Source organism: Pseudarthrobacter sp. PvP090 (assembly GCF_040547365.1).
GTDB lineage: Bacteria > Actinomycetota > Actinomycetes > Actinomycetales > Micrococcaceae > Arthrobacter.
In genome coordinates this window covers 1-23292 of the sequence record NZ_JBEPPO010000016.1, presented here as the reverse complement: position 1 = coordinate 23292, position 23292 = coordinate 1, and the positions used below count along the sequence as shown (strand labels likewise).

General features: G+C 68.4%; 22 protein-coding genes. 12 read left to right on the top strand and 10 right to left on the bottom strand.

Going from position 1 to position 23292, the window contains the following annotated elements; all coding sequences use genetic code 11:
• Window positions 1-321: 321 nt before the first annotated feature.
• The gene (locus ABIC21_RS17250; protein ID WP_301229724.1) at window positions 322-498 is read right to left on the bottom strand and encodes a CsbD family protein; all 177 of its coding nucleotides are present in this window, start codon (window positions 496-498) and stop codon (window positions 322-324) included.
• Window positions 499-676: 178 nt separating this feature from the next.
• Between ABIC21_RS17250 and ABIC21_RS17245 the strand changes: the two genes are divergently transcribed.
• The 5 genes from ABIC21_RS17245 (at window position 677) to ABIC21_RS17225 (ending at window position 4908) form a co-directional block, all read left to right on the top strand.
• Window positions 677-1135 (top strand): SRPBCC family protein, encoded by a 459-nt coding sequence (locus tag ABIC21_RS17245; RefSeq protein ID WP_354351607.1) that lies wholly within the window; start codon window positions 677-679, stop codon window positions 1133-1135.
• Complete coding sequence (locus ABIC21_RS17240; RefSeq protein WP_354351606.1) at window positions 1135-1809, top strand: pentapeptide repeat-containing protein; 675 nt, start codon at window positions 1135-1137, stop codon at window positions 1807-1809. The genes ABIC21_RS17245 and ABIC21_RS17240 overlap by 1 nt, the downstream gene beginning before the upstream one ends.
• Window positions 1810-1973: 164 nt before the next feature.
• Entirely contained in the window at window positions 1974-3203 is a 1230-nt protein-coding gene (locus ABIC21_RS17235; protein ID WP_354351605.1) for a thiolase family protein, read from the top strand.
• Window positions 3203-4033, top strand: a complete 831-nt coding sequence (locus ABIC21_RS17230) for an enoyl-CoA hydratase/isomerase family protein (protein ID WP_354351604.1) — start codon at window positions 3203-3205, stop codon at window positions 4031-4033. Before ABIC21_RS17235 ends, ABIC21_RS17230 begins: the two co-directional genes overlap by 1 nt.
• Before the next feature lie 2 nt (window positions 4034-4035).
• On the top strand, window positions 4036-4908 hold the full coding sequence (locus ABIC21_RS17225) for a 3-hydroxyacyl-CoA dehydrogenase family protein (RefSeq protein WP_354351603.1): 873 nt from the start codon (window positions 4036-4038) through the stop codon (window positions 4906-4908).
• Window positions 4909-4963: 55 nt separating this feature from the next.
• Here the strand turns inward: ABIC21_RS17225 and ABIC21_RS17220 are convergent, their stop codons facing one another.
• Window positions 4964-5404 carry an SRPBCC family protein gene (locus ABIC21_RS17220; RefSeq protein ID WP_354351602.1) on the bottom strand — a complete coding sequence of 147 codons (441 nt, stop codon included), beginning with the start codon at window positions 5402-5404 and terminating at the stop codon, window positions 4964-4966.
• 41 nt (window positions 5405-5445) lie between these two features.
• Here ABIC21_RS17220 and ABIC21_RS17215 point away from each other — a divergent pair, with 41 nt between their 5' ends.
• Window positions 5446-6066, top strand: coding sequence for a GNAT family N-acetyltransferase (locus ABIC21_RS17215; RefSeq protein WP_354351601.1), 621 nt, complete (start codon window positions 5446-5448; stop codon window positions 6064-6066).
• 58 nt (window positions 6067-6124) lie between these two features.
• On the opposite strand, the gene ABIC21_RS17210 is transcribed toward ABIC21_RS17215, so the two are convergent.
• On the bottom strand, window positions 6125-6958 hold the full coding sequence (locus ABIC21_RS17210; RefSeq protein ID WP_354351600.1) for an SGNH/GDSL hydrolase family protein: 834 nt from the start codon (window positions 6956-6958) through the stop codon (window positions 6125-6127).
• Between the two features lie 282 nt (window positions 6959-7240).
• Here ABIC21_RS17210 and ABIC21_RS17205 point away from each other — a divergent pair, with 282 nt between their 5' ends.
• A complete protein-coding gene (locus ABIC21_RS17205) occupies window positions 7241-7921 on the top strand; it encodes a tyrosine-protein phosphatase (protein WP_354351680.1) in 681 nt (226 codons plus the stop codon).
• A 9-nt stretch (window positions 7922-7930) separates the two neighbouring features.
• Entirely contained in the window at window positions 7931-10276 is a 2346-nt protein-coding gene (locus ABIC21_RS17200; protein ID WP_354351599.1) for a S1 family peptidase, read from the top strand.
• A gap of 66 nt (window positions 10277-10342) precedes the next feature.
• Here ABIC21_RS17200 and ABIC21_RS17195 read toward each other — a convergent pair whose 3' ends face one another.
• The 3 genes from ABIC21_RS17195 to ABIC21_RS17185 all read right to left on the bottom strand — a co-directional run bounded on the left by ABIC21_RS17195 (window position 10343) and on the right by ABIC21_RS17185 (window position 13361).
• On the bottom strand, window positions 10343-11551 hold the full coding sequence (locus ABIC21_RS17195) for a globin domain-containing protein (RefSeq protein ID WP_354351598.1): 1209 nt from the start codon (window positions 11549-11551) through the stop codon (window positions 10343-10345).
• 241 nt (window positions 11552-11792) lie between these two features.
• Entirely contained in the window at window positions 11793-12506 is a 714-nt protein-coding gene (locus tag ABIC21_RS17190; RefSeq protein ID WP_354351597.1) for a DUF4397 domain-containing protein, read from the bottom strand.
• Window positions 12507-12944: 438 nt separating this feature from the next.
• The gene (locus tag ABIC21_RS17185) at window positions 12945-13361 is read right to left on the bottom strand and encodes a hotdog fold thioesterase (RefSeq protein ID WP_354351596.1); all 417 of its coding nucleotides are present in this window, start codon (window positions 13359-13361) and stop codon (window positions 12945-12947) included.
• A 162-nt stretch (window positions 13362-13523) separates the two neighbouring features.
• Between ABIC21_RS17185 and paaZ the strand changes: the two genes are divergently transcribed.
• Both paaZ and ABIC21_RS17175 read left to right on the top strand, forming a co-directional pair.
• Complete coding sequence (paaZ, locus tag ABIC21_RS17180; RefSeq protein WP_354351595.1) at window positions 13524-15635, top strand: phenylacetic acid degradation bifunctional protein PaaZ; 2112 nt, start codon at window positions 13524-13526, stop codon at window positions 15633-15635.
• A gap of 207 nt (window positions 15636-15842) precedes the next feature.
• A complete protein-coding gene (locus ABIC21_RS17175; RefSeq protein WP_354351594.1) occupies window positions 15843-16250 on the top strand; it encodes a VOC family protein in 408 nt (135 codons plus the stop codon).
• 302 nt (window positions 16251-16552) lie between these two features.
• Here the strand turns inward: ABIC21_RS17175 and ABIC21_RS17170 are convergent, their stop codons facing one another.
• The 3 genes from ABIC21_RS17170 to ABIC21_RS17160 form a co-directional block, all read right to left on the bottom strand.
• Window positions 16553-17158 carry a TetR/AcrR family transcriptional regulator gene (locus ABIC21_RS17170; RefSeq protein WP_354351593.1) on the bottom strand — a complete coding sequence of 202 codons (606 nt, stop codon included), beginning with the start codon at window positions 17156-17158 and terminating at the stop codon, window positions 16553-16555.
• Window positions 17159-17243: 85 nt separating this feature from the next.
• Window positions 17244-18572, bottom strand: coding sequence for a phenylacetate--CoA ligase PaaK (gene paaK / locus ABIC21_RS17165; RefSeq protein WP_354351592.1), 1329 nt, complete (start codon window positions 18570-18572; stop codon window positions 17244-17246).
• A 16-nt stretch (window positions 18573-18588) separates the two neighbouring features.
• Window positions 18589-19131, bottom strand: a complete 543-nt coding sequence (locus ABIC21_RS17160) for a hotdog fold thioesterase (protein WP_354351591.1) — start codon at window positions 19129-19131, stop codon at window positions 18589-18591.
• Between the two features lie 218 nt (window positions 19132-19349).
• Here ABIC21_RS17160 and pta point away from each other — a divergent pair, with 218 nt between their 5' ends.
• Entirely contained in the window at window positions 19350-21473 is a 2124-nt protein-coding gene (pta, locus tag ABIC21_RS17155; RefSeq protein ID WP_354351590.1) for a phosphate acetyltransferase, read from the top strand.
• On the opposite strand, the gene ABIC21_RS17150 is transcribed toward pta, so the two are convergent.
• Window positions 21470-21745: a hypothetical protein gene (locus ABIC21_RS17150; protein ID WP_354351589.1), complete on the bottom strand. Its 276-nt coding sequence runs from the start codon at window positions 21743-21745 to the stop codon at window positions 21470-21472. The two genes, pta and ABIC21_RS17150, sit on opposite strands and share 4 nt — an antisense overlap.
• Window positions 21746-21953: 208 nt before the next feature.
• Here ABIC21_RS17150 and ABIC21_RS17145 point away from each other — a divergent pair, with 208 nt between their 5' ends.
• Window positions 21954-23123 carry an acetate kinase gene (locus ABIC21_RS17145; protein ID WP_354351588.1) on the top strand — a complete coding sequence of 390 codons (1170 nt, stop codon included), beginning with the start codon at window positions 21954-21956 and terminating at the stop codon, window positions 23121-23123.
• Window positions 23124-23292: the final 169 nt, after the last annotated feature.

The window sequence follows — 23292 nt, the reverse complement described above, 5'->3', positions numbered from 1 at the left end:
GGCGGCCATTCGTGGTGAATGGGCGAGCTCGGGCCGCTGTCCAGGGTGGTTTGGCGGCCATTCGTGTCATATGGGTGGCCGGCGGCCCGACGTTCTTCAACGATTCGCCACAAGTGGCCGCTATTCGTGGTGGTTTGGCGGCCATTCGTGGTGAATGGGTGGGGCCGGGCCGCTCCCCAGCCGGGCTTAGCGGCCATTTGTGGTGAATGGGTGGCCCGGGCGGCCACGAAAATGTGGTCCCGAGCGCCGCGATACCCGGGCACACGAAAGCGGCGGCGGGCATCCCCCAAAGGAATGTCCGCCGCCGCGCTTTGCTAAGGACTAATCCTTCTTGAAGGTGTCCTTGACGTTTTCGCCGACCTTCTTGGCGTCTGCGACGACCTGATCCTTCTGGCCCTCGGCGCGCAACTGGTCGTTGTTCGTGGCGTTTCCAGTAGCTTCCTTGGCCTTGCCGCCGAGGTGCTCTGCTTCGTTCTGAATCTTGTCTCCGATACCCATGGTGCAAACACCTTTCGTTTCCGGTTGAAATTCAACGTTCCTTCACCATAACACAAAGCATGCTTACTAAATCAAGGGTGTCCGGTGCCTGAGGGGAAATTCGTGTCGAGGCGTATCAAGGGGATGTCCGGCGCCGCAAGGGTGAAATCTGCGCCGGAGCCGGGCTAGGCTCGATGCCATGGACCACAAAATCAGCCTGACCCAGCATGTAAACGCGCCGGCGGACAAGGTCTGGGCGGTCATTTCCGATATTCCCGGTTCGGCGGCAACGCTCTCCGGCATTGATTCGATCCAGATGCTCAGCGACGGCCCCTACGGCGAGGGCACGCGCTGGAAGGAGACCCGCACCATGATGGGGAGGTCGGAAACCGTGGAAATGTGGGTGTCCCAGGCCGAGCCGCCCCGGAGCACCACGGTGAAGGCGCTGCAGGGCGGGGCGGACTACACCTCCCGCATGACGCTGGCCGACCGCGACGGCGGCACGGACCTGACCATGACGTTCGGCGCCGACATGGTCAATCCCTCGCGGATGAACAAACTGGCGATGGCGCTCTTCGGAAGACTGGGCATGCGCATCACCCGCAAGGCCCTCGCCAAGGACCTGGCGGAAATCGCGGCCAAGGCCGAGTCGCTCTAGTGGCGCGGGGCACCGCGTCCAAGGCGCCGAAGGTCACCGCCCCGCGGCTCAGCCCGGTCCGGCTGGCGGAGCTCCGGGACGACCCGTCCCCGGTGTTCCGGTCCGGGGAGAAGTACGACGGCGTCCGGTACAGCAGGGCCTCCGCCGACGGACTGGAGCTAGCCGGCACCGACTTCGCCGAGTGTGACTTCCAGGGCGTGTCCTTCAACGAGACCCAGCTGCGCGGCGCCACCTTCCGCGACTGCATCCTGGCCGAGGTGTACGCGCCGGTGTTCATGGCGGCCCGGAGCACCCTGCGCGACGTCGAGATCGGCAACCCCCGCTGGGGTTCCGCGGAACTCTACGAAAGCGGCTGGCAGTCCGTGAGGATCGACGGCGGGAAGCTCGACTACGTGAACCTCCGCGGTTCCAAGCTCACGGACGTGCAGATCAGCGACTGCATCATCGCCGAACTGGACCTGGGTTCGTGCGCCGCGACCCGGGTGGCGCTGAAGAACTGCACCATCGGCACCCTCGACGTCGCCGGCGCCAGGCTCAAGGACTTCGACATCCGTGGCACGGACTTCCGCGCCATTAGCGGACTGGAAAGTCTCTCCGGCCTCGTGATCGACGACTACCAGCTCGGTCTGCTGGCCCCGCTCATGGCGAGCCATCTCGGCGTCGTCGTCGCGTAATCCGGCGGGGCTTTGATTGACCCCCTTGCCGCGCCGTGTAATCTTTATAGAACGAACGGTCAGTAAATTGGCGCGCCGGCGGGTCAACCGTGGACGCCGCCGCCGGGAGTTCTTTCGATGACAGATTCGATGACAGTGACGTTTATCGCGTGAAGGGTGTACCCATGGCATCAGCAGCAGCAGGACCACAGGCATTTCTCGTAGGCGGTGCCCGCACTGCGGTGGGCCGCTACGGCGGGGCACTCTCCGCGGTCCGCCCCGATGACCTGGCCGCCCTGGTGGTCCGCGAGGCTGTGGCCCGGGCCGGGCTGGACCCCGAGAGCATCGACGAGGTCATCCTGGGCAACGCCAACGGCGCCGGCGAGGAAAACCGCAACGTCGCGCGGATGGCCACCATCCTGGCCGGCCTGCCGCTGCACATCCCCGGCATCACCGTGAACCGGCTCTGCGCCTCCGGCCTGAGCGCCATCATCATGGCCAGCCAGATGATCAAGTCCGGCGCCGCGGACATCGTGGTCGCCGGCGGCGTCGAATCCATGAGCCGCGCCCCCTGGGTCCAGGAGAAGCCGCGGACCGCCTTCGCGAAGCCGGGCGAAATCTTCGACACCTCCATCGGCTGGCGCTTCGTGAACCCCCTGTTCCGGAAGGGCGAACTCTCCCGCGGCGGCAAGATGACCTACTCCATGCCGGAAACGGCCGAGGAAGTCGCCCGCGTGGACGGCATCACCCGCGAGGACGCCGACGCCTTCGCCGTCCGCTCCCACGAACGCTCCCTCGCGGCCATCGCCGCCGGCCGCTTCGCCGACGAAATCGTCCCGGTCACGGTCAAGACCCGCAAGGGCGAAACGGTCGTCGACACCGACGAGGGCCCGCGCGCCGGCACCACCATGGACGTCCTCGCAGCCCTCCGCCCCGTCGTCGCCGGCGGCTCGGTGGTCACGGCCGGAAACTCCTCCACCCTCAACGACGGCGCCTCGGCCATCATCGTCGCGTCCGAGGCCGCCATCGAGCGGCTCGGCCTCACCCCGCGCGCCCGGATCATCGACGGCGCGTCCGCCGGCTGCGAACCCGAAATCATGGGCATCGGCCCGGTCCCGGCCACCCAGAAGGTGCTCGCGCGGACCGGCCTCAGCGTCGGCGACCTCGGCGCCGTCGAACTCAACGAAGCCTTCGCCACCCAGTCGCTCGCCACCATGCGGCGGCTCGGCCTGGACCCCGAGATCGTAAACCGCGACGGCGGCGCCATCTCTCTGGGGCACCCGCTGGGTTCGTCCGGTTCCCGGCTCGCGATCACCCTGCTGGGCCGGATGGAGCGCGAGGACGCCCGGATCGGCCTCGCCACCATGTGCATCGGCGTCGGCCAGGGCACCGCGATGCTGCTGGAGCGGGTGTAGTGGCGGCCGCGACGACGGGTCTGAACCCGCAGGACTTCAGCACCCTGCTGGTCGACGAGCGCGGGGACCGGCTGGTGGTGCTCCTCAACCGGCCCGAGGTCCGCAACGCGATCGACCAGCAGATGGTCGATGAGCTGCACGCCGTCTGCGCCGCGCTGGAACAGACCCCGAAGGTGCTGATCATCGCCGGAACGGAGGGGGTCTTCGCCTCCGGCGCGGACATCGGGCAGCTGCGCGAACGCCGCCGCGACGACGCCCTGCAGGGCATCAACTCCACCATTTTTGTGCGGATCGCCAAGCTGCCGATGCCCGTCATCGCGGCCCTGGACGGTTTCTGCCTGGGCGGCGGCGCCGAGCTGGCGTACGCCGCGGACTTCCGGATCGGTACACCGTCGGTGCGGATCGGCAACCCGGAAACCGGCCTGGGCATCCTTGCCGCCGCCGGTGCGAGCTGGCGGCTGAAGGAGCTCGTGGGGGAGCCGGTGGCCAAGGAAATCCTGCTGGCCGGCACTGTGCTGCGCGCCGAGCGGGCCCTCGCCGTCAACCTCATCACCGAGATCCACGAGGCCCCGGAACTGATGGCGGCGGCGCACGCCCTGGCCGACAGGATTGCCGCCCAGGATCCGCTCGCGGTCCGGATCACCAAGTCGGTGTTCCACGCGCCCGCCGAGGCGCATCCGCTGATCGACCAGCTGGCGCAGGGGATCCTCTTTGAATCCCAGGCCAAGTTCGACCGCATGCAGGCTTTCCTTGATAAGAAAACAGACAAGAAGTCGGCCAAGAAATCAGCCACGAAGTCCGAGCAGGATTCAGACCGGAAGAAGAACTGACGATGAGCAACTCCGCACTTCCCGCGAACCTTCCCGCAACCGTCGGCGTCCTCGGCGGCGGCCGCATGGGCGCCGGCATCGCGCACGCCTTCCTGATCAACGGCGCCAACGTCCTCGTCGTCGAGCGCGACGAGGAGTCGGCCGAGGCGGCCCGGGAGCGGGTGGAATCCGCGGCGGCCAAGAGCATCGAGCGCGGCGCCATCGACGGCAACCTGGACGAGATGGTCTCGCGGCTCTCGGTCACGGTCGACTACGACGCCTTCAGGGACCGCCAGTTGGTCATCGAGGCCGTCCCGGAGGACTGGGACCTGAAGGTCGCCTCGCTGCGGGGGATCGAGGAACGGCTCGACGACGGCGCTTACCTCGCCTCCAACACCTCCTCCATCTCGGTCAACGCGCTGGCCCGTGAGCTGCAGCGCCCGCAGAACTTCCTGGGCCTGCACTTCTTCAACCCGGTGCCGGCGTCCACCCTGATCGAGGTCGTCCTCGGCGAGCACACCTCGGAGCCGCTGGCCCAGGCGGCCCGCGGCTGGGTCGAGGCGCTGGGCAAGACCGCCGTCGTCGTCAATGACGCCCCCGGCTTCGCGTCCTCACGGCTGGGCGTCGCGATTGCCCTCGAGGCGATGCGCATGGTGGAAGAAGGTGTGGCGTCCGCGGAGGACATCGACAACGCCATGGTCCTGGGCTACAAGCACCCCACCGGACCCTTGCGGACCACGGACATCGTGGGACTGGACGTCCGCCTCGGCATCGCCGAATACCTCGCCTCCACGCTGGGCGAGCGCTTCGCCCCGCCGCAGATCCTGCGCGACAAGGTGGCCCGCGGCGAACTCGGCCGCAAGTCCGGCAAGGGCTTCTTCGACTGGACCTCGTAAGCTGCGCCGGAGGCGGCCACAGTGACCGCCGCCGGGGCCGCTCAAAAGCGTTTCGCTACGACGCAGCCAGGGAGTCGAGGGTCTTTTTCATGCCGTCCATGGCGGGGCCGGCAAGGGAGCGGAACGCCGGCCGGACAAAGGGTTCGGCGACCTTGAGCAAGCCCTTGAGCTGGAACTCCGCCGTGTACTTCACCTCGGAGCCCGTCCCGGCCGGCGACACGTCAATGGTGTCCACGGAGATGACCGATTTGTTCTCGCCGCGCAGCGTGATGCGGTTCGCCGTCAGCTCGGTCACCTCGTAGATTAGCGCCTGGCGCTTGCCGCGGAACTCGGCCTCCGCGTGGTACCGGTGCCCGACGGCGGCCGGCCCGTCGGAGAGCTTGTCCACCACCGGGGTCCCGGGGTCCCACTCCGGGGTGTGCTCGAACGCTGACAGGTAGTCGAAGGCCCGGGCGGGCTCAAGGGCGGTATGGACGGTGCCGGTCACTGTGATCATGGCCCCAGCCTAACCAGAACGACCGCCCGTAGGATGGTGCGGTGACTTCCTTGGACCGGCCCGCGATCGCCCCCATCACCCTGCCCGGCAAGTTCGTCGTCCTCGAGCCGCTGAGCCCGGACCATCACGACGGCCTCGTCGAGGCGGCCCGCGACGGCGAACTGTGGCGCCTCTGGTACACGAGTGTGCCCGCCCCGGAGCAGATGGCCGCCGAGATTGAGCGGCGCCTGGCCCTGCAGGACAGCGGCTCCATGCTGCCCTTCACCACGCGGCTGATTGACCGCGCCACCGGCGGAGCGGGCCGCGTGATCGGCATGACCACTTATATGAACATCGACGCCGCCACGCCCCGGGTGGAGATCGGCTCCACCTGGAACGCGGCGTCAACGCACGGCAGCGGCAGCAACCCGGACTCCAAGTTGCTCCTGTTGCGGCACGCCTTCGAAACGCTGGGCTGCCCCGCCGTCGAGTTCCGGACGCACTGGCTCAACCACCAGTCCCGCGAGGCGATCGCAAGGCTGGGCGCCAAACAGGACGGTGTGCTCCGCAGCCACACCCGCAGCAGCGACGGCGCGCTGCGGGACACCGTGGTGTTTTCCATCCTGGAACACGAGTGGCCGATGGTCCGGAACGCCCTGGAGTCCAGGCTGGCCCGGCGGTAAGAGGCCGGCCAGCCTGGACCAGGCGGCACCTTGACGGCGCCAGTCGGACTAAGCCTCGCTAGCGGGCCGAATAGATCTTTTCCGCGTTCAGGGCGGCGAAGTACGCCTTATAGCCCTTGGCGGTCGGATGGAAGCCGTCGGCGGTGCCGGTGGCTCCGTTGATCCACGGGTCGTTCGTCAGCGAGTTGATGCCGTGGCCGGCGAAAGCAGTCGTGACGTCGACGTACGTCGCGTCGGTCCCGGCGGCAGCGTAGATGGCCCAGTTCAGCCCGTCAGCCAGCTCTTTGGCCTTGTTGATGAACACGGACATCGGATCGCCCGAGACGGGTACCGGGTCGTAGAGGTAGGGGTAGCCGGTCACCACGATCTTGGCGTTGGGCGCGGCGGCTTTCACACTCTGGATCATCGAGCCCACCTCCGCTGCCAGTTGGCCGCTGCCCAGCATGGCCGCCGCGTCCGCGCTGGCTTTATCACACGCCGCAGCCGCCGCCTCGGTGTGGTTGACCATGACCGCGCCGCAAGCCGTGACGATGGCCCCAAACCCGAGGTTGTTGCCGCCGGCCGTGATGGTCACCAGTTCCGTGCTCTTGTTCAGCTGGCGCAGTTGGGTGCTCACGACTTCCTGGGTCGTCTTGCCGCTGCAGGCCGCGTTCTTGACCAGTTTGATGGCCTTGGTGTCAGCGGCGAGCTCGGAATAGGTGTTGTCACTGCGGTAACAGCTGTCCAGGTACGGTCCCGCTCCCTGCCCGGCGGCGTAGGAGTCGCCGAGTGCGATGTACTTGGTCTTGTCCACGGCCTGCGCCGGGACCGCCGCCGCACCGACCGCCATGGCCAGGGTGGCGAGACCGGCCGCGAGGGCCGTTCGCCGGCGTCGAAGTTTCAGATTTCCCATGGTGTTCCCCTCAGTAGCACGTAGGTTCAGTCCCCGCGCCGAGGTGTCAGTCCCGGTGGCCGGCGAGCTGAAAAGAGCCCGGAGGCTACCGGGCTCACCGCTACGTTACGCGGATGCCTGCGCCCCGCACCATGGTTATAGTCCCGTTGTGGGTAACTTTCATGGATCCAGCCCGTGGATCGGCGCCAGTACGTGTGCTTAGCTTTCAGGATGACGATTCCTGCCCCGCCCGGCGGCCAAACCCGGGGGCCGGCCGTGCCAGGCGCGACCGTGCCCGGAGCCATGGACTGGGACGGGGCCGTCAACGCCTGGCACGTAGCCGGCAGCGTGTTCCGGATGGGCCGCCGCGAGTGGCTTACCGACGCCGGCTGGCAGCAGGCTTACGACGGCGGCATCCGGACGGTGATTGATCTCCGCAACCCGGACGAGATCCGCCGCCGCGATACTGATCCCCCGGTGAGCGCCGGGATCCTGGCGGCGTTCGACGTCGTGCACGCCCCCACCGAGGACCCCGGCAACAGCGAATTCCGCGAGCTCTGCGTGCCCTACCTGAACGATCCGGCGTCGTACGCGGACAATGTCCGGATCTTCCCGGAGAAGCTCGCCGGGGTCTTCAAGGCCGTGGCGAAGGCACGCGGCGGCGTCGTGATCCATTGCTCGGCCGGCCGGGACCGCAGCGGGATGATCGCGGCGATGCTCCAGGACCTCGTCGGAGCCGGCGAGGACGCGATTGCCGGGGGCTATGAGCGCGCCATGCGGGGCATCAACGAACACCACCGGGTGTCGGCGGTCCCGCATCCGCATGAGCGGTATCTGCCCGAGGAGGTTCTCGCGCCGCTGCTCGAAACGCGGCGGGAAAGCCTGCTGCGGTTTGTGCGCCACGTGAAGACCGGGGAGTTCCTGCGCCACAATGGGGTAACGGACCCGGAGGTCACTGCCATTCTGGCCAAATTGGGGCGCTAGAGTAGCCGGGTGAAGACTCCGAAGTATCAGCTGACAGTGCGGGCGGTCGCGGTAGCCGCCCTGGCACTTGCGGGCTCGTTCCACGCTGTTCCTGCGATGGCCGACGCCGGGGCGCCGGAACCCGTTTCTGCAGCCTCGCCCTCGGTGGCCGCCAGCCCGGCGGTGGCTGAGCAGACGACGGCGGGTGGTGCGGCTCTCGCGACGGCGACGGCGCCTGCAGCGGCTCCGGACATCAGCGACGCCGGACTCGCGGAGGCCGTCCGGCGCGACCTGGGCATGACCCTCGGGGAGTTCAACGCCGCCGGCCAGCTGGGCAGGACCGCCGCCGACGCGCTTCCTTCCCTGCAAGTGCTGCCCGGCTACGTGGGGATCAGCCTGCGGGACGGCAAAATTCGCGTCGCAGGCGGCGGCGCCGAGCTGCAGGCCAGGGTCGAGGAACTGAACACGGCCGGGATCGCCGCAGAGTTCGTGCTCGCCGCTCCGGACGCTGAACCGACCGTTGACCCCTCGACCACTCCGGCGGCTGCACCCTCCGCCGCCCCCTCGGCGGCGGAACTGCTGGCGTCCAGCACCGAGCAGCTCTTCCAGGCCTACGTGCGCGAGGTCGGGACCGCCGGACTGCAGGCCGTAGCCTACTCCGGAGGAAGCTTCATCATCCGCACCGGCGGCACGAACATGGCCGAAGCAGGCCTGCCGCCGGCCCCGGACCAGCAAGCTGCCCCGACGACGGCGGCCACGGCGGCCGGGAAGATCTCCCCGGCTGCGTTCGTGGCCCGGTACGCCAATGTTGAGCTGGAGCAGGGTTCCCCGGTCACCACGGAGGCGGATGTTTTTGGCGGGGAGGGGTTCGCCATTGACCGGCGGACCATCTGCTCAACGGGGTTTGGCGCGTTCAGCGGTGCAGGACGTCCGGTCGTGCTGACGGCGGGGCATTGCGCCGAGGACGGCACGGCAAGGACCGCCGAGCTGGAACCGCCGGCCTCCGCCGTTGCGGGAGGGTCGGCGCCCCTGCCCGGCACGCTCGCCCCGCTTGGTAGCTTTGGCTTCAGCCAGTTCGGCGGACCGAACAACTCCTGGATCACCGGCACGGAAGAATCCCCCGGCAACGTGGGTACCGACATCGCCGTCATCGAGGAGCTCGACGGCGGAATCAAACTGCAGCCGGCCGCGAGCACCTGGGCCGACGCAGCGAACCCCGGCGCCACCGCCGTAAAGATCATCGGCACGGTTGCGCCCTTCCAGGGCCAGGAAGTGTGCCGCTCCGGACGCACCGAGGGCTGGTCCTGCGGGCAGGTGGAGGAAACCGGCATCTACGTGGCGGCCGGACGAACCACCGCAGCCGCGGACCTGCGGGCTTTCCGCGGCTTCCTGTCCAAGAACGTCGAGTCCCGCGGGGGAGACTCCGGCGGACCCTGGATCAGCGGAAACTTCGCCGTGGGCACCCATTCGGCCGGCGAGACGTCCGGAGAGAAATTCGCCATCGCCACCACCCTCGAGGATGCCCTCACCAAGGTTCCGAACGGTGTGCAACTCCAGCTGTTCCTGAACAAGCCCAGGCTCGTGGCGCCGGAAGGCCTGACTGTCATGGCGGGCCGACCCATCATGGGCCGGGTCCCGGCCTCCCCGGCGTCTGCCGTTGCCGCCGGCTCAAGTGTCCGCATCACCGTTGACGAGAACGCGGTTGAAGTGCCGGTCGATGCCGACGGCAACTGGGCCTACACCGCACCCGGCACCAGCGGAAAGCTGAAGTTTACGGCGGAGACGGTGAACGGATTCAGCCGCTCCGGCGCAGTTTCCCTGACCGTCAACGTCTCTGACCTGAACGCACCGGCGATCACAACGCCAGCCGAAGGGGCGGCACTGAATGCCGCCGCCCGCATCGACGGCACCGGAACCCCCGGGCTAACGGTAGAACTCACCGGCGATGTCAGCGGCTCCGCAGTCGTCGGGGCGGACGGCCAATGGTCCATCCCCCTCAAGGAACCCGCGGCCGGCCTGCTCACCATCCGTGCCGTCCAAACATCCCCCGGGAAGGTGGACAGCCCCGCCACCACCCGGACCTTCACCGTTGACGCTCCGGTCGTTGCCCCTGCAGAGCCCGTAGAGCCTACCGCAGCCCCAACGGCGGCGCCGTCGGAGCCTGTCCCGGCAGAGCCGGTAGTCACGGCAGCCGTCCTTCCGGCCGCGCCGCCCGCCGTCCTTCCGGCCGCGCCGCCCGCCGTCCTTCCGGCCGCCTCCGGCCAGTTGCCCGACACCGGCGCCAGCTCAATCCTTCCGACGGCGGGACTTGCCGGCGGAGCGCTCCTGCTGGGCGGTGTCCTGCTGGCCGCCACGCGGCGCCGGGCGGCCCGCTAACTACCGCTGCGCGGCGCCGGCGGAGTTACCCAGCCTCCGCCCGGCTTCGAGCGAACCGTTAACCGCCTACTGGAAGTCGGCGAGCCAGAGGTCCGGGCCGAACACCTCGTACTGGATGTCCTTGGCCGGCACGCCGCCGGCCACCAGCGCGCTCCGGACGGACTTCAGGAACGGCAGGGGACCGCAGAGGTAGTACTCGGCGTCGTCGGGGAGGTCCACCGCTCCGACGTCCATAAAGCCGGAGAACTCGGATCCGGCCGCGGTTCCGCCCACGGTGGTGTTCAGGAACCAGGTCTTCAGCGTCCCGTCCGGCAGGGCGGCCAGATCCTCCCGGACCTGCCCCCGGAGCGGGAAGGACTCCTCGCTGTCATCGGCGTGCAGCAGCATGACCTGCCGCTGGGAGCCGGACTTGACGAGGTGCGAGAGCATGCCGGCCATCGGGGTGATCCCGATCCCCGCGCTGGCCAGCACCAGGGGCCGGTCCGTGTACTCCATCACCACGTCGCCGAAGGGCGCCGAGAGCACCACCTCGTCGCCCACCCGGACCTCGTTGTGCAGCAGGTTGGACATCTCGCCGTCGGGGGTCCCGAGTCCGCGGACCCGCTTCACCGCGAACTGGCGGTGCTGCCCGTCGTCGGCCTTCGTCAGGCTGTACTGCCGGGGCTGGTGCACGCCGTCGTGCATGCGCATCTTGATCGTGACGTACTGCCCCGGCAGGGACGGCTTGACCTCGCGCTCATCGACGCGCTCGACGACGAACCGGACGACGTCGTCCGTCTCCTGAATCCGCTCGGCCACCCGCCAGGTGCGCCAGATCGTGTCCGGCGTGAGGTGCACCGCGTTGTACAGCCCGCGTTCCTTGTTGATGAGCATGTTCGCCATCAGCCAGTAGACCTCGTCCCAGGCTGCGGCGACCTCGGGCGTGACGGCGTCCCCCAGCACATCCACGATGGCCCACATCAGGTGGTCGTGGACAATCTGGTACTGGTCCGGGCTCAGCCCAAGCGAGACGTGCTTGTGGGCGACCCGTGAGAGCAGGTGGTCCGGGACCTGGTCCACGTTGTCCACGAGCAGCCCGGCGAACGCCGCAATGGACCCGGCGAGTGCCTGCTGCTGGCGTCCGTCCGCCTGGTTCCCCCGGTTGAAGAGTCCGTCCAGGAGTTCCGGCCGCGCCTCGAACATGTGTTTGTAGAAGCGCTTGGCGATCTCCTCGATGTGCTCGCCGACGACGGGCAGCGTTGCCTTGATGACGGGAAGTGAGGTGTCTGAGAGCATGGTGGATCCCTTCCGGTGAGACCGGTCTTACCCGGCGGTGTCGGGTGAATCAGCCCTTCCAAGCTAACAGTCCGGGTCCGGGGCCTACCGGGTCCATCGGCCCTACATCAGCGGGCGGGATCGGTGTACGCCGGACCGGCAGCGCATCCGTGTGGGACGCGCTGCCGGTGGGTGCTGCCCGTAGGCGCCGCTGGCCGGTGCGCTCTTCAGGACCGGGCCGCTTCAGGACCGGACGGACCGCTCAGCGGTCGTGGCCGTGCCGCTTGGAGTCGACCACCTGGACCGCAACGCCGAGGGTGTCGTCCTCCAGGCTGCCCCAGGCGTACACAATCGTGTTCTTGCCTTTCTCGACCGGGACATCCGCCGGGCCGATCAGGGCCTCGGTGGTGCCAGCGGCCGCAACCGCGGCGGGCACCGTTCCGGCCTCCAGCGTCAGCACCTCCTGCTCGGCGTTCTCCAGGTCCTCGATCACCGCGGTGTCGCCGGCCAGGACGTCGACGGCGGGCGCCGCGGCCACGTGCCGGACCGTCAGCTTGCCCTCGCCCTTGGGGCTGGCCGAGGTGTCGTTCTTGAACAGGGTCGCAGTGGGCTCCCCGGAGTCATCCAGGTGCGCAACGGCGGTGTAGTTCCGGCCCTCCTCGAGATGGACCTTGACCGGGCCGATTACCGGGCTGTCGGCACTCGTGGCGTCGGCGGCCGTGACGGCGATCTCGTAGCTGCCGTCGTCGAGCTTCAGCGGGCCCGCGAGGGTGCCGGGCTCGAAGTCGTCCAGGGTGAGCTCGCCGTTCACCCACACATCCACGGTGAGGCCAGGGACGCCATGCAAAACGGACAGGAGGGCATCGTCGCTGTGGTGCCTGCCGCCGTCGTGATTCCCGCCGGCCTGGGCCGGGGCGGCGAAGGCGAGTGCCGCCACCATGGACAGGGCCCCGGCGGCATATACGGTTTTGCGCATTTCAAACTCCTCGTTGAGTTGCCCGAATCCGGGCGGTGATTTGCTTACACCGTTACTACCGGCCGGCGGCCCCGTTTGGATGCAGCCGGCGGGATTCTTTGCTCCCGCCCACGGACCGGCACCCGCCGGACCCGGGCTCGTGCTGGCCGGGTTCGCCGGAAGGCTGCCCAGTCGCCGTAGCCTTACAGCGACTGGGCACCTTTCCGGCGACCTCGGCGATTTGGCTCCGAGCGGATCCGGCGACCCGGCACCTTTCCGGCGACCTCGGCGATTTGGCTCCGAGCGGATCCGGCGACCCGGCACCTTTCCGGCGACCTCGGCGGTTTGGCTCCGAGCGGATCCGGCGACTGGGCAGCTTTCCGGCGACCTCGGCGGGTTCGCCCCCCGTTGCCTCGGCCGTCAGCCCCCACAGTCCCCGCCCCCGCAGCCTTCGCCCGCTCAGCCCTTGCGGTCCAGCAGCAGGTTGGTGATCCGCAGCGTGCAGAGCCGTTCGCCGGCGGCGTTGTTGATCAGCACCTCGTGGGTGGTCACGGTGCTGCCAAGGTGGATCGGGGTGGCGATGATCGTGATGAGCCCCTCGCGGGCGGACTTGTGGTGGGTGGCGGAGACGTCCACGCCGACGGCGGTCTTGCCCAGGGTGCTGGCGTGGATGACCGCGGCCCAGGAGCCCACGGCCTCTCCGACCGCCAGCGACGCGCCGCCGTGCAGCAGCCCGAAGGATTGCCGGTTGCCCTCCACCGGCATCGTTGCGACGACCCGCTCGACGGATTCCTCAACGATCTTCACGCCCATTTTCTCGTCGAGTTCGCCGAGAGTGATCTTCCACAGCTCGGTACTGCGGGGCTCGGGCGTCATAACGTCTCCTCTGTGGCCGGAAATCCAGGGGTTCCGGCGGGTCAGTGCCGCCGCAGCTAGTGTGCGGCAGGCCTCATTCATGTACTGTAGACATATTACCGAACGGACGGTCAGTAATGCTGGCCGTGTTGATCTTGCCCCTGTTGGAAGGACCCGTCAACGATGACCACCACTGCAACTGCTCCGGAACCCACAGTAGACACTGTCGAGATCGTTCCCAGCTTCATCCGGGATTCCTGGTGGACTCCCGACGCCGGCTCCGCAGCCGGCGCCGCGTCCGTCCTGGACGCGAGCACGGGTGAACTCCTCGCCAAGGTGAGCACCGAGGGACTGGACCTCGCCGCCGTCGTGGACTACGGACGCACCACCGGCCAGGCGGAACTCGGCAAGCTGACCTTCCACCAGCGCGCGCTCAAGCTCAAGGAGCTCGCGCAGTACCTGAACGGCCGCCGCGAGGAGTTCTACGCGCTCTCCGCCCAGACCGGCGCCACCAAGATCGACTCGATGGTCGACATCGACGGCGGAATCGGCGTGCTCTTCACCTTCGGCTCCAAGGGCCGGCGTGAACTGCCCAACGCCCAGGTGATCGTGGACGGGCCCATGGAGGTGCTGTCCAAGGACGGTTCCTTCGCCGGCGAGCACATCTACACCCGCATTCCCGGCGTCGCCGTGCAGATCAACGCCTTCAACTTCCCGGTGTGGGGGATGCTCGAGAAGCTGGCCCCGGCGTTCATCGCCGGCGTGCCCACCATCGTCAAGCCCGCCACCCCCACCGGCTATGTCACCGCCGCCGTGGTCCGGGCCATCATCGAGTCCGGCATCCTGCCCAAGGGCTCGCTGCAGCTGATTTCCGGTTCGGTCCGCACCATGCTGGACCACCTCGACTACCGCGACATCGTGGCCTTCACCGGCTCCGCATCGACCGCCAACACGCTCAAGTCCCACGTCAACGTGGTCAAGGGCGGGGTCCGCTTCACCTCGGAAACCGACTCCCTGAACGCCTCGATCCTGGGCCCGGACGCCGTCAAGGGCACCCCGGAGTTTGACGCCTTCATCAAGTCCCTCGTCACCGAAATGACTGCCAAGGCCGGCCAGAAGTGCACCTCGATCCGCCGGGCCATCGTGCCGCAGGAGCTGGTGCAGGACGTCATCACCGCCGTGGGGGAGCGGATCCAAGAGCGTGTGGTCCTCGGTGACCCGCGCGCCGAGGGCGTCAACATGGGCGCCCTGGCGTCCCTTGAGCAGCTCGCCGATGTGCGCGCAGCCGTCCAGTCCATGCTCGACGCTGGCGGCGAACTCGCGTACGGCACGCTCGATTCGCCGAAGGTCACCAGCGCGGACGGGACGGTCGGCGTCGTCGACGACGGCGCCTTTATGTCCCCTGTGCTGCTGAGCTGGGCGGATCCGGAAGCCGACGAGGTCCACTCGCTGGAGGCCTTCGGCCCGGTCTCCTCGGTGATCGGCTACAAGGACCTGCCCGACGCCGTCCGCCTCGCCGCCCGCGGCGGAGGCTCGCTCGTCGCCTCGGTCTGCACGAACGACCCCGCGGTCGCCCGCGAACTGGTCACCGGCATCGCCGCCCACCACGGCCGCGTGCACATGCTCAACCGCGAGGATGCCCGCAGCTCCACCGGCCACGGCTCACCGGTCCCGCACCTGGTCCACGGCGGCCCGGGCCGCGCCGGCGGCGGCGAGGAACTCGGCGGCATCCGCTCCGTCCTGCACCACATGCAGCGCACCGCCATCCAGGGCTCACCGAACATGCTGACCGCGGTCACCGGCGTCTGGCACACCGGCGCCGACCGCAACTTCACGGTCGAGACCGAGGGCCAGCACCCGTTCCGGAAGCACCTGAGCACCCTGCACATCGGGGACGCTATCCGATCCGAGCTCCGCGAAGTGACCCTGGATGAAATTACGAAGTTCGCCAACACCACCGGCGACACTTTCTACGCCCACACCAACCAGGAGGCCGCCGAGGCGAACCCGTTCTTCCCGGGCATCGTCGCACACGGCTACCTGCTGCTGGCCTGGGGCGCCGGGCTCTTCGTGGAGCCCGCTCCGGGCCCCGTGCTGGCGAACTACGGGCTGGAGAGCCTTCGCTTCATCACTCCGGTGGCTGCAGGCGATTCCATCCGGGTCACCCTGACCGCCAAGAAGATCACCCCGCGCGAGACCGACGAGTACGGCGAGGTGGCCTGGGACGCCGTCCTGACCAACCAGAACGACGAAATCGTGGCCACCTACGATGTCCTCACCCTCGTAGAGAAGTAGCCACCTCCGACGCTCCCGCATCTCTGGCGGTTCCGGTCCCGACGCTCCCTCATCTCTGGCGGTTCCGATCCCGACGCTCCCGCATTCGGTGCGGGAGCGTCGGTCGTTTGGCTGCCGGAGGTGCGGGAGCGTCGGTCGTTGGCATGGAATCTGCAGGCTCTTTCCGACCCGCTCCGGCGTAAAATTTTCAACGTAGGAGGTGGCGTTATGACCCTAGTTTTGAACAAAGCCACAACAGTCCTGCCGGTCGATGATGTTGAGCGTGCCCACCGCTTCTATGCAGAGGCTCTGGGTCTCCCGCACCGTGGCGTGGCAGAGGACGGAAGCGACCTATTCGGCACCGACGGCGGCCCCATGCTGCAGCTGATGCCCGTCAGGGACGGTAAACATTCCGAGCACACGACCCTGAGTTTCGAAGTCTCCGAGATCGAACGGGCTGTCCAGGAGTTGGAGTCCAAGGGCGTCCAGTTCCAGGACTACGACCTTCCCAATCTCAAGACTGAGAACCACATTTGTACAACAGATTCCGAGAAGTGCGCCTGGTTTATGGACTCCGAGCACAACATTCTCTGCGTCCACGAGAACATCACTTCGATAGCTGACTACCAGCTCTGACCGAGTTCTGATCACCTGACAGAATCACGGCGTCCCGGCTCAGCGGGGCGCCGCTCTGCGTCCGTGGGCTGGTCCGCCGGCCGGGGCGCCGTCCTCACCGCGGGGCCCGGGTTCGGACGCCGTCAATGGGCGGGGGAGGAGCCATCACGTGTCGTCGGCCGTGCGGGGGCACTTTGACACGGGCACGCCGGCATTAGAGGGAGAAACCCGTGCTGCGGCCCTTAAACTGCCCCCGGACCGCTGTCCCGGACCCTGACCCGCGGGCGTCGGGAGGCGCGCGGTGCAGGGCCGGCGGGGCCGGCCTACTGCGGGACGTGGAGGCCGTGGAAGGCCATGGTGATGACGTCGTCGGCCAGTTTCTCGGGGGAGAGGGAGCCGCCGGGTTTGTACCACTCGACGATGGAGTTGATGGTGCCGAACAGCAGCCGGGTGACGGTGCGGGGGTCGATGTCCTGGCGGAGCGACCCCTCGTCGCGGGCGGCGGAAATCAGGGCCGCGACCTTGTGGTCGAAGGTGCGCCGGCGTTCCATCGCGTCGCGTTCGATTTCGGTGTTGCCCCGCAGCCGCAGCAGAAGGGTGACGAACGGAAGCCGCTCCACCAGCACCGAAATGGTCTGGCGCAGGACGAACTCCAGCCGCGCCTCGGCGGTGCCGGTCTGGGCCTGCGGCTGGTCCAGGATCGCCTCGAGGCCGCCCAGGGCGTGGTCCAGCGCGAGCTTCAGGAGATCGCCCTTGGACGGCACGTGGTGGTAGATGGCGGACTTGGAGATGCCCAGGTTTTCAGCGAGGATGCCCATGGACGTGGCGTCGTAGCCATGGCGGTTGAAGACGTCCACAGCGATCAGCAGGACCGACTGCTGGTCATAACCGGGGCGGCCGCGTTTGGTGGTGGTTGCTGTTGTGGGCATAGTCGCTAGTTTCTCACGATCAGGAGATCAGTCAGCCCGCCGGGGCGGCCTTGGCGGGCCGTCCGGCGGGCTGGACTTCAGATGGTCAGGCCTTGGGGCGCAGGTCGTAGATCCGGCGGAGCTTGCCGTTGGACCGCTCCAGGGAGCCGGGCTCGACGACGTCGACGGTGCAGGAGGAGCCGACGTGGATCTTGATCTGCTGCTGCAGGACCTTGGCCGCCGAGGCGACGCCCTCGACCGTGACGGACTCGCGGCGTTCGATCTTGACGGTCAACTGGTCCATCCGCTGGCCCTCCGGGCGGGTGAGCTCGAGCTGGAAGTGCGGGCTCAGCTCCGGGATGCGCAGCGCGATCTCCTCGATCTGCGAGGGGAACAGGTTCACGCCGCGCAGGATGATCATGTCGTCGCTGCGGCCGGTGATGCGGCCCATGCGGCGGTGCGCGGGGCGGGCGGTGCCGGGCAGCAGGCGGGTGAGGTCCTTGGTGCGGTACCGGATGATCGGCAGCGCCTCCTTGGTGAGCGAGGTGAAGACCAGCTCGCCGTGTTCGCCGTCGCCCAGGACCACGGAGGGGTCGAAGGCGTCGATGATTTCGGGGCGGAAGTGGTCCTCCCAGATGTGGCTGCCGTCCTGGGTTTCCACGGCCTCGCCGGCAACGCCCGGGCCCATGACCTCGGAGAGCCCGTAAATGTCGCAGGCCTTGATGTTCATGGTCACCTCGAGCTCGTGGCGCATCTCCTCCGTCCACGGCTCGGCACCCAGCACGGCGTACTTGAGCGAGGTGGAGGCCGGGTCGATGCCCTGCTTCATCATCGCGTCGGCGATGGTCAGCAGGTAGGTCGGGGTGGCCAGGATCGCGTCGGGCTTGAAGTCCTGGATCAAGGTGATCTGGCGTTCGGTCTGGCCGCCCGAGATCGGGATGACCGTGCAGCCGAGGGCCTCGGCGCCGGCGTGGGCGCCCATGCCGCCGGTGAACAGGCCATAGCCGTAGGCGTTGTGGACCTTCATGCCGGGCCGGACGCCGGAGGCGCGCAGCGAGCGGGCCACGAGCTTGGCCCAGTCGGCGAGGTCCTTCTTGGTGTAGCCGACGACGGTGGCGCGGCCGGTGGTGCCGGAGCTCGCGTGGATGCGGGCCACCTCGTGCTGCGGCACGGCGAACATGCCGAAGGGGTACTCCAGGCGGAGGTCTTCCTTGGTGGTGAAGGGGAACTTGCCCAGGTCGGAGAGCTCGCGGAGGTCCGTGGGGTGGACGCCGGCGTCGTCGAACTTGCGCTTGTACAGGGGAACGCGGTCGTAGGCGTACGCCACGGTGTGCTGCAGGCGGCTCAGCTGCAAGGCCTCGAGCTCGTCGCGGGAGATGGTTTCTTCGCGGTCCAGGACAGCATCACTGGTGGGTGCGACGGTTTCTTGGGTCATCTGGGGTTCCCTGTTTCTATTTCTTGGAGATGGTGCGGCTGCGGCCGCGGAACTCGGCGACGAGTTCGCCCGGGGGGAGGTCTGTGGGGAGTTCGCCCGGCACCGTGGCGGCGTGCGCCGTGGCGGGGACGACGGCGGCCGGGACGGCGGCAGGTGCCGACGTCGGTGCGCCCGTGACGGGGTCGGCGGCGTAGATCTGGATGTCGTAGAGGCCGCTGCGTCCGGTGCTGGCGCGGCGGTTGGCGACGGCGGTCAGCACCTGGCCGCGGAACGCCGGCTTGAGGAAGTTGATATCGACGCCGGACGCCACAGTGATGTTGCCCTCGTCGGCCGGGCCCGGGTTGGCCGGGTTGCAGGCCAGTGCGAAAGCGGTGTCGCCGAAGGCGAAGATCATTCCGCCGTGGGCCATGCCGAAGCCGTTCAGCATTTCCTGCCGGAGCGTCATGCGGATCGTGGCATGTCCGTCGTCCAGCGCCACTACCTCGATGCCCATCCATTCCGAGGCGGGGTCGTCTTTGAGGATGGGGTGGGTGTCACCGGAAATCGTCAGTTCAGCCATGCGTCATTGCCTCCAGCTTTATTTACCGAATGTTCATTAGGTAATCCCATTTGGTCGTCACTGTCAAGAGTTGGCGGGCGTATGAAGCTGTCGGCGGACACCGTCCGGGAGCCGGAAATCGGCCGGAAACCACCCGAAACGCCGCCCGGCACGCGGCCCCCGGCAAGAGAAAGTAGGCTGGGAGGGAAGCAGCACCACTTCACAGCAAAGGGCGAACCATGGCCAAAGGAATCTACGTCAGCGCGACCACCCCGGGCTCCGGTAAGTCGCTCATCGCCTTGGGACTGGCGGACACCCTGCACCGGCATGCGGACCGGATCGGCTTCTTCAAGCCCGTCGTCAATGGCCACGACCCCGCCTCGGACCCCATGGTGGCGCTGATGAAGGCCCGGTTCAACCTCGGCGACGAGCGCTGCCGCGGCGGGCTGACCTTCGCCGAGGTACGCAGCCTGCTCGCCGAGGGCAAGCGCGAGGAGATCGACACCCGCTGCGTGGAGATCTTCGCGGAGATGGCCCGGCACTGCGACGTCGTGATCGTGGAGGGGACGGACCTGACCGGTCAGGACGCCGCCGTCGAGTTCGACCTCAACGCCCGGCTGGCCAACAACCTCGCCGCCCCGGTCGTCGCCGTCGTCGGCGCGAAGGGCCGCACGGTCGCGGAGACCGTCGACGCCGTCGAGGTGGCCCGCAAGGAACTCGTCGCCGAGCGGTGCACGCTGCTGGCCATCATGGTCAACCGCGCCGACCCGGAGGACCTGGAGGCCATCGCCGCCGAGGTCCGCCCGGGCGCCTCCGGCCGTCCCGTGTACGTGCTGCCGGAGCTGGAGGAGATCGCCCGGCCCACCACCGGCGAGGTCGCCGCCGCCATGGGGATCGGCCAGGTGGCTGGCCTCGCCGATCTGGAACGCGACGTCCGCTCCGTGAAGGTCGCGGCCATGAGCGTGGCCAACTTCCTGCACGTGCTCGACGACGGCGCGCTGGTGATCGTGCCCGGTGACCGCGCCGACGTGCTCGTCGCGTGCCTGGCGTCGTCGTTCTCGCCGGAATTCCCGGTGCCCTCTGCCCTGATCCTCACCGGCGGCCTGGCCCCGGATCCCACCATCTACTCACTGCTGGCGCAGGCCCCGTTCCCGATCTTCGCCGCCCCGGACGACACCTATGTGACCGCCAAGCGGGTCTCCGAGGTGCGGAGCGAGATCTGGTCCGGGCACCGCCGCAAGGTCGCCTCGGCCCTGGGCCTGTGGGCCCGCCGGGTGGACGAGGCCGAGCTGCTGGAGCGGCTGCACCTGCCGCGGCTGGAACGGATGACGCCGCTGCGCTTCCTGCATGACTTGATCGAGCGGGCCCGGTCCGAGCGCCGCCACATCGTGCTGCCGGAGGGCACGGATGTCCGCATCCTGCGTGCCGCGGAAATCCTGCACCGCCGCGACGTCTGCGAGCTGACCCTGCTGGGCCGCGAATCCGATGTCCGGGAGCTCGCGTCCACCCAGGGCATCGACCTCTCCGGTATCAACATCATCGACCCCGCCACCTCGGAGCTGCGGCAGGGGTTCGCGGAGAAATACGCGGAGCTGCGGGCGCACAAGGGTGTGGACCTGGCCAAGGCCCTGGAGGTCATGCTGGATGGGAGCTACTTCGGCACCATGATGGTCCAGCTGGGTGTGGTGGACGGGATGGTCTCCGGTGCCGCCCACACCACCGCGCACACCATCCGGCCGGCGCTGGAGTTCGTCAAGACGCGCGACGGCGTCAAGATCGTCTCGTCCGTGTTCCTGATGCTGATGCCGGACCGGGTGCTGGTTTACGGCGACTGTGCCGTGAACCCGGAGCCCAACGTGGAGCAGCTCGCGGACATCGCGGTGGCCTCGGCGGAAACCGCGGCCCAGTTCGGCGTGGAGCCGCGGGTGGCCATGCTGTCCTACTCCACCGGCGGCTCGGGCGCCGGGGAGGCCGTGGACGCGGTCCGCCAGGCCACTGAGCTTGTGCGCCAGCGCCGCCCGGACCTCGCCGTGGAGGGGCCGATCCAGTACGACGCCGCCGTCGACGCCGCCATTGCCGAGTCGAAGATGCCGGGCTCGTCCGTGGCCGGGCAGGCGACCGTTTTCATCTTCCCGGACCTCAACACGGGCAACAACACCTACAAGGCGGTCCAGCAGTCCTCCGGGGCGGTCGCCGTCGGGCCCGTGCTGCAGGGCCTGCGCAAGCCGGTCAACGACCTCTCGCGCGGCTGCACCGTGGAGGACATCGTGAACACGGTGGCCATCACGGCCATCCAGGCGCAGTCAGCGGAGCCGGCCGCCGAGCCGGCCGCGGACGCCAAGTCCGCGGCCGCGCATGCCTAGTCAGTGTTTTCCGGCTCCGCCGTGCTGTCGGGATCTTTTTGGCTGGCGGGCTCATTGGCCAGGCCCGCCGGTGTGAGGTCCAGGTCCTCCAGGTTCTCCGGGGCCTTGGGGGCTTCTCCGGTCTCGGCGGCCTTGAGGTCCCCGGTGTCGTCCAGTGCCGGGTTCGCGCCTTCGACGCCGGTGGGATCCGGTTTCCCGGACCCGCTGGCCGTGCTGTCCTGGTCGGTGCCCTCAGGCTGGGTGCTGTCTGGCTGCGTCGCGTCGTCGGTCATGGAAGTCCCTTCGTGAGTGGTCCAGTTGCTCCGCCGACTCTAGGCGCCCGCCGCGGCTTACGCAACGGATTGGCGCCCTGCCGCTCCGGCAAAAGATAGTCCGGCAATTTATAGTGGGTCCCATGGAGCGCTCCGCCAGGCTCCGCCGTGTTGCCCGTCCCGACGCGCCCCCAGGGGTCAGCGCAGAACCCAAGGCGTAGGAGGCCCCATGCTCGTGCTCGTTATCAATTCAGGTTCGTCCTCGCTCAAGTACCAGGTCCGCGACGTCGAGGCCGGCAGTGTGCTCGCCGAAGGGCTGGTCGAAAAGATCGGCATGGGCACCGGCGGCGAGGGCGACGGCCAGATCGAGGGCCCCCGCGACCACGCCGAGGCGCTGGAACAGGTGGATGCCGAGATCCACGCGGCCCTGGGCAACCGGGTGCTCGACGCCGTCGGCCACCGCGTCGTGCACGGCGGGGAGCGCTTCGCCGAGCCGGTCCTGATCAACAACGAGATCACCCGCGCCATCGAGCGGCTCAACCCGCTCGCGCCCCTGCACAACCCGGCGAACGTGCTCGGCATCCGCGCAATTTCCAAGAAGTGGCCGGACATGCCGCAGGTCGCCGTGTTCGACACCGCCTTCCACCGCACCCTGCCCGAGCACGCCTGGCGCTACGCGGTGCCGGAGGAGCTCTACGCCAACCACGGGATCCGCCGCTACGGCTTCCACGGCACCTCGCACGAATACGTCGCGCACCGTGCGGCGGCGCTGCTGGACGTCCCGCTGGAGGAGTTCGACGCCGTCATCGCCCACCTCGGCAACGGGGCCTCGGTCACCGCGATCCGCGGCGGGCAGTCCGTGGACACCTCCATGGGCTTCACCCCGCTGGAGGGCCTCGTGATGGGCACCCGCTCCGGGGACCTGGACCCGTCCATCCTCGTGTTCCTCGGCCGGGCCGGCTGGTCCCCGGAGGACCTCGACGCCATGCTCAACCGCCAGTCCGGGCTCAAGGGCCTGGCCGGCAGCAACGACATGCGCTCCGTGGTGGAGGCCGCGGAAGCCGGCGACGCCCGGGCGGCCATGGCGCTCGCCGTCGCGTCCTACCGGCTCGCGAAGTACATCGGCGGCTACCACGTGGCCGTCGGCGGGGCGAAGGCCCTGGTCTTCACGGCCGGAATCGGGGAGAACTCGCACCAGTTCCGCGCCCTCGTGGCGGAGCGGCTGGGCGCCCTCGGCGTGCAGCTCGACGACGGCCTGAACCGCGAACGCTCCAAGGAACCCCGCGTGATCTCCTCGCCGTCCTCGGCCATCCCGGTGCTCGTGGTGCCCACGGATGAGGAGCGCGCGATCGCCGAGGCGACAGCCGCCGTCGTCAGCCACCCATCGGTTGCTCCGTAACTGCCCTATTGGGGGCCTGTCATGTCTCAGCACCTCGTGGACAGTTGATGTCTCAGCACTTCGTGGACGTTTCCTGTCTCAGCACTTCGTGGACGTTTCCTGTCTCAGCACTTCGTGGACGTTTGGTTGGCCATGAAGCCTCGGGGCTTGTTGTTCCCGACGTAGTTTG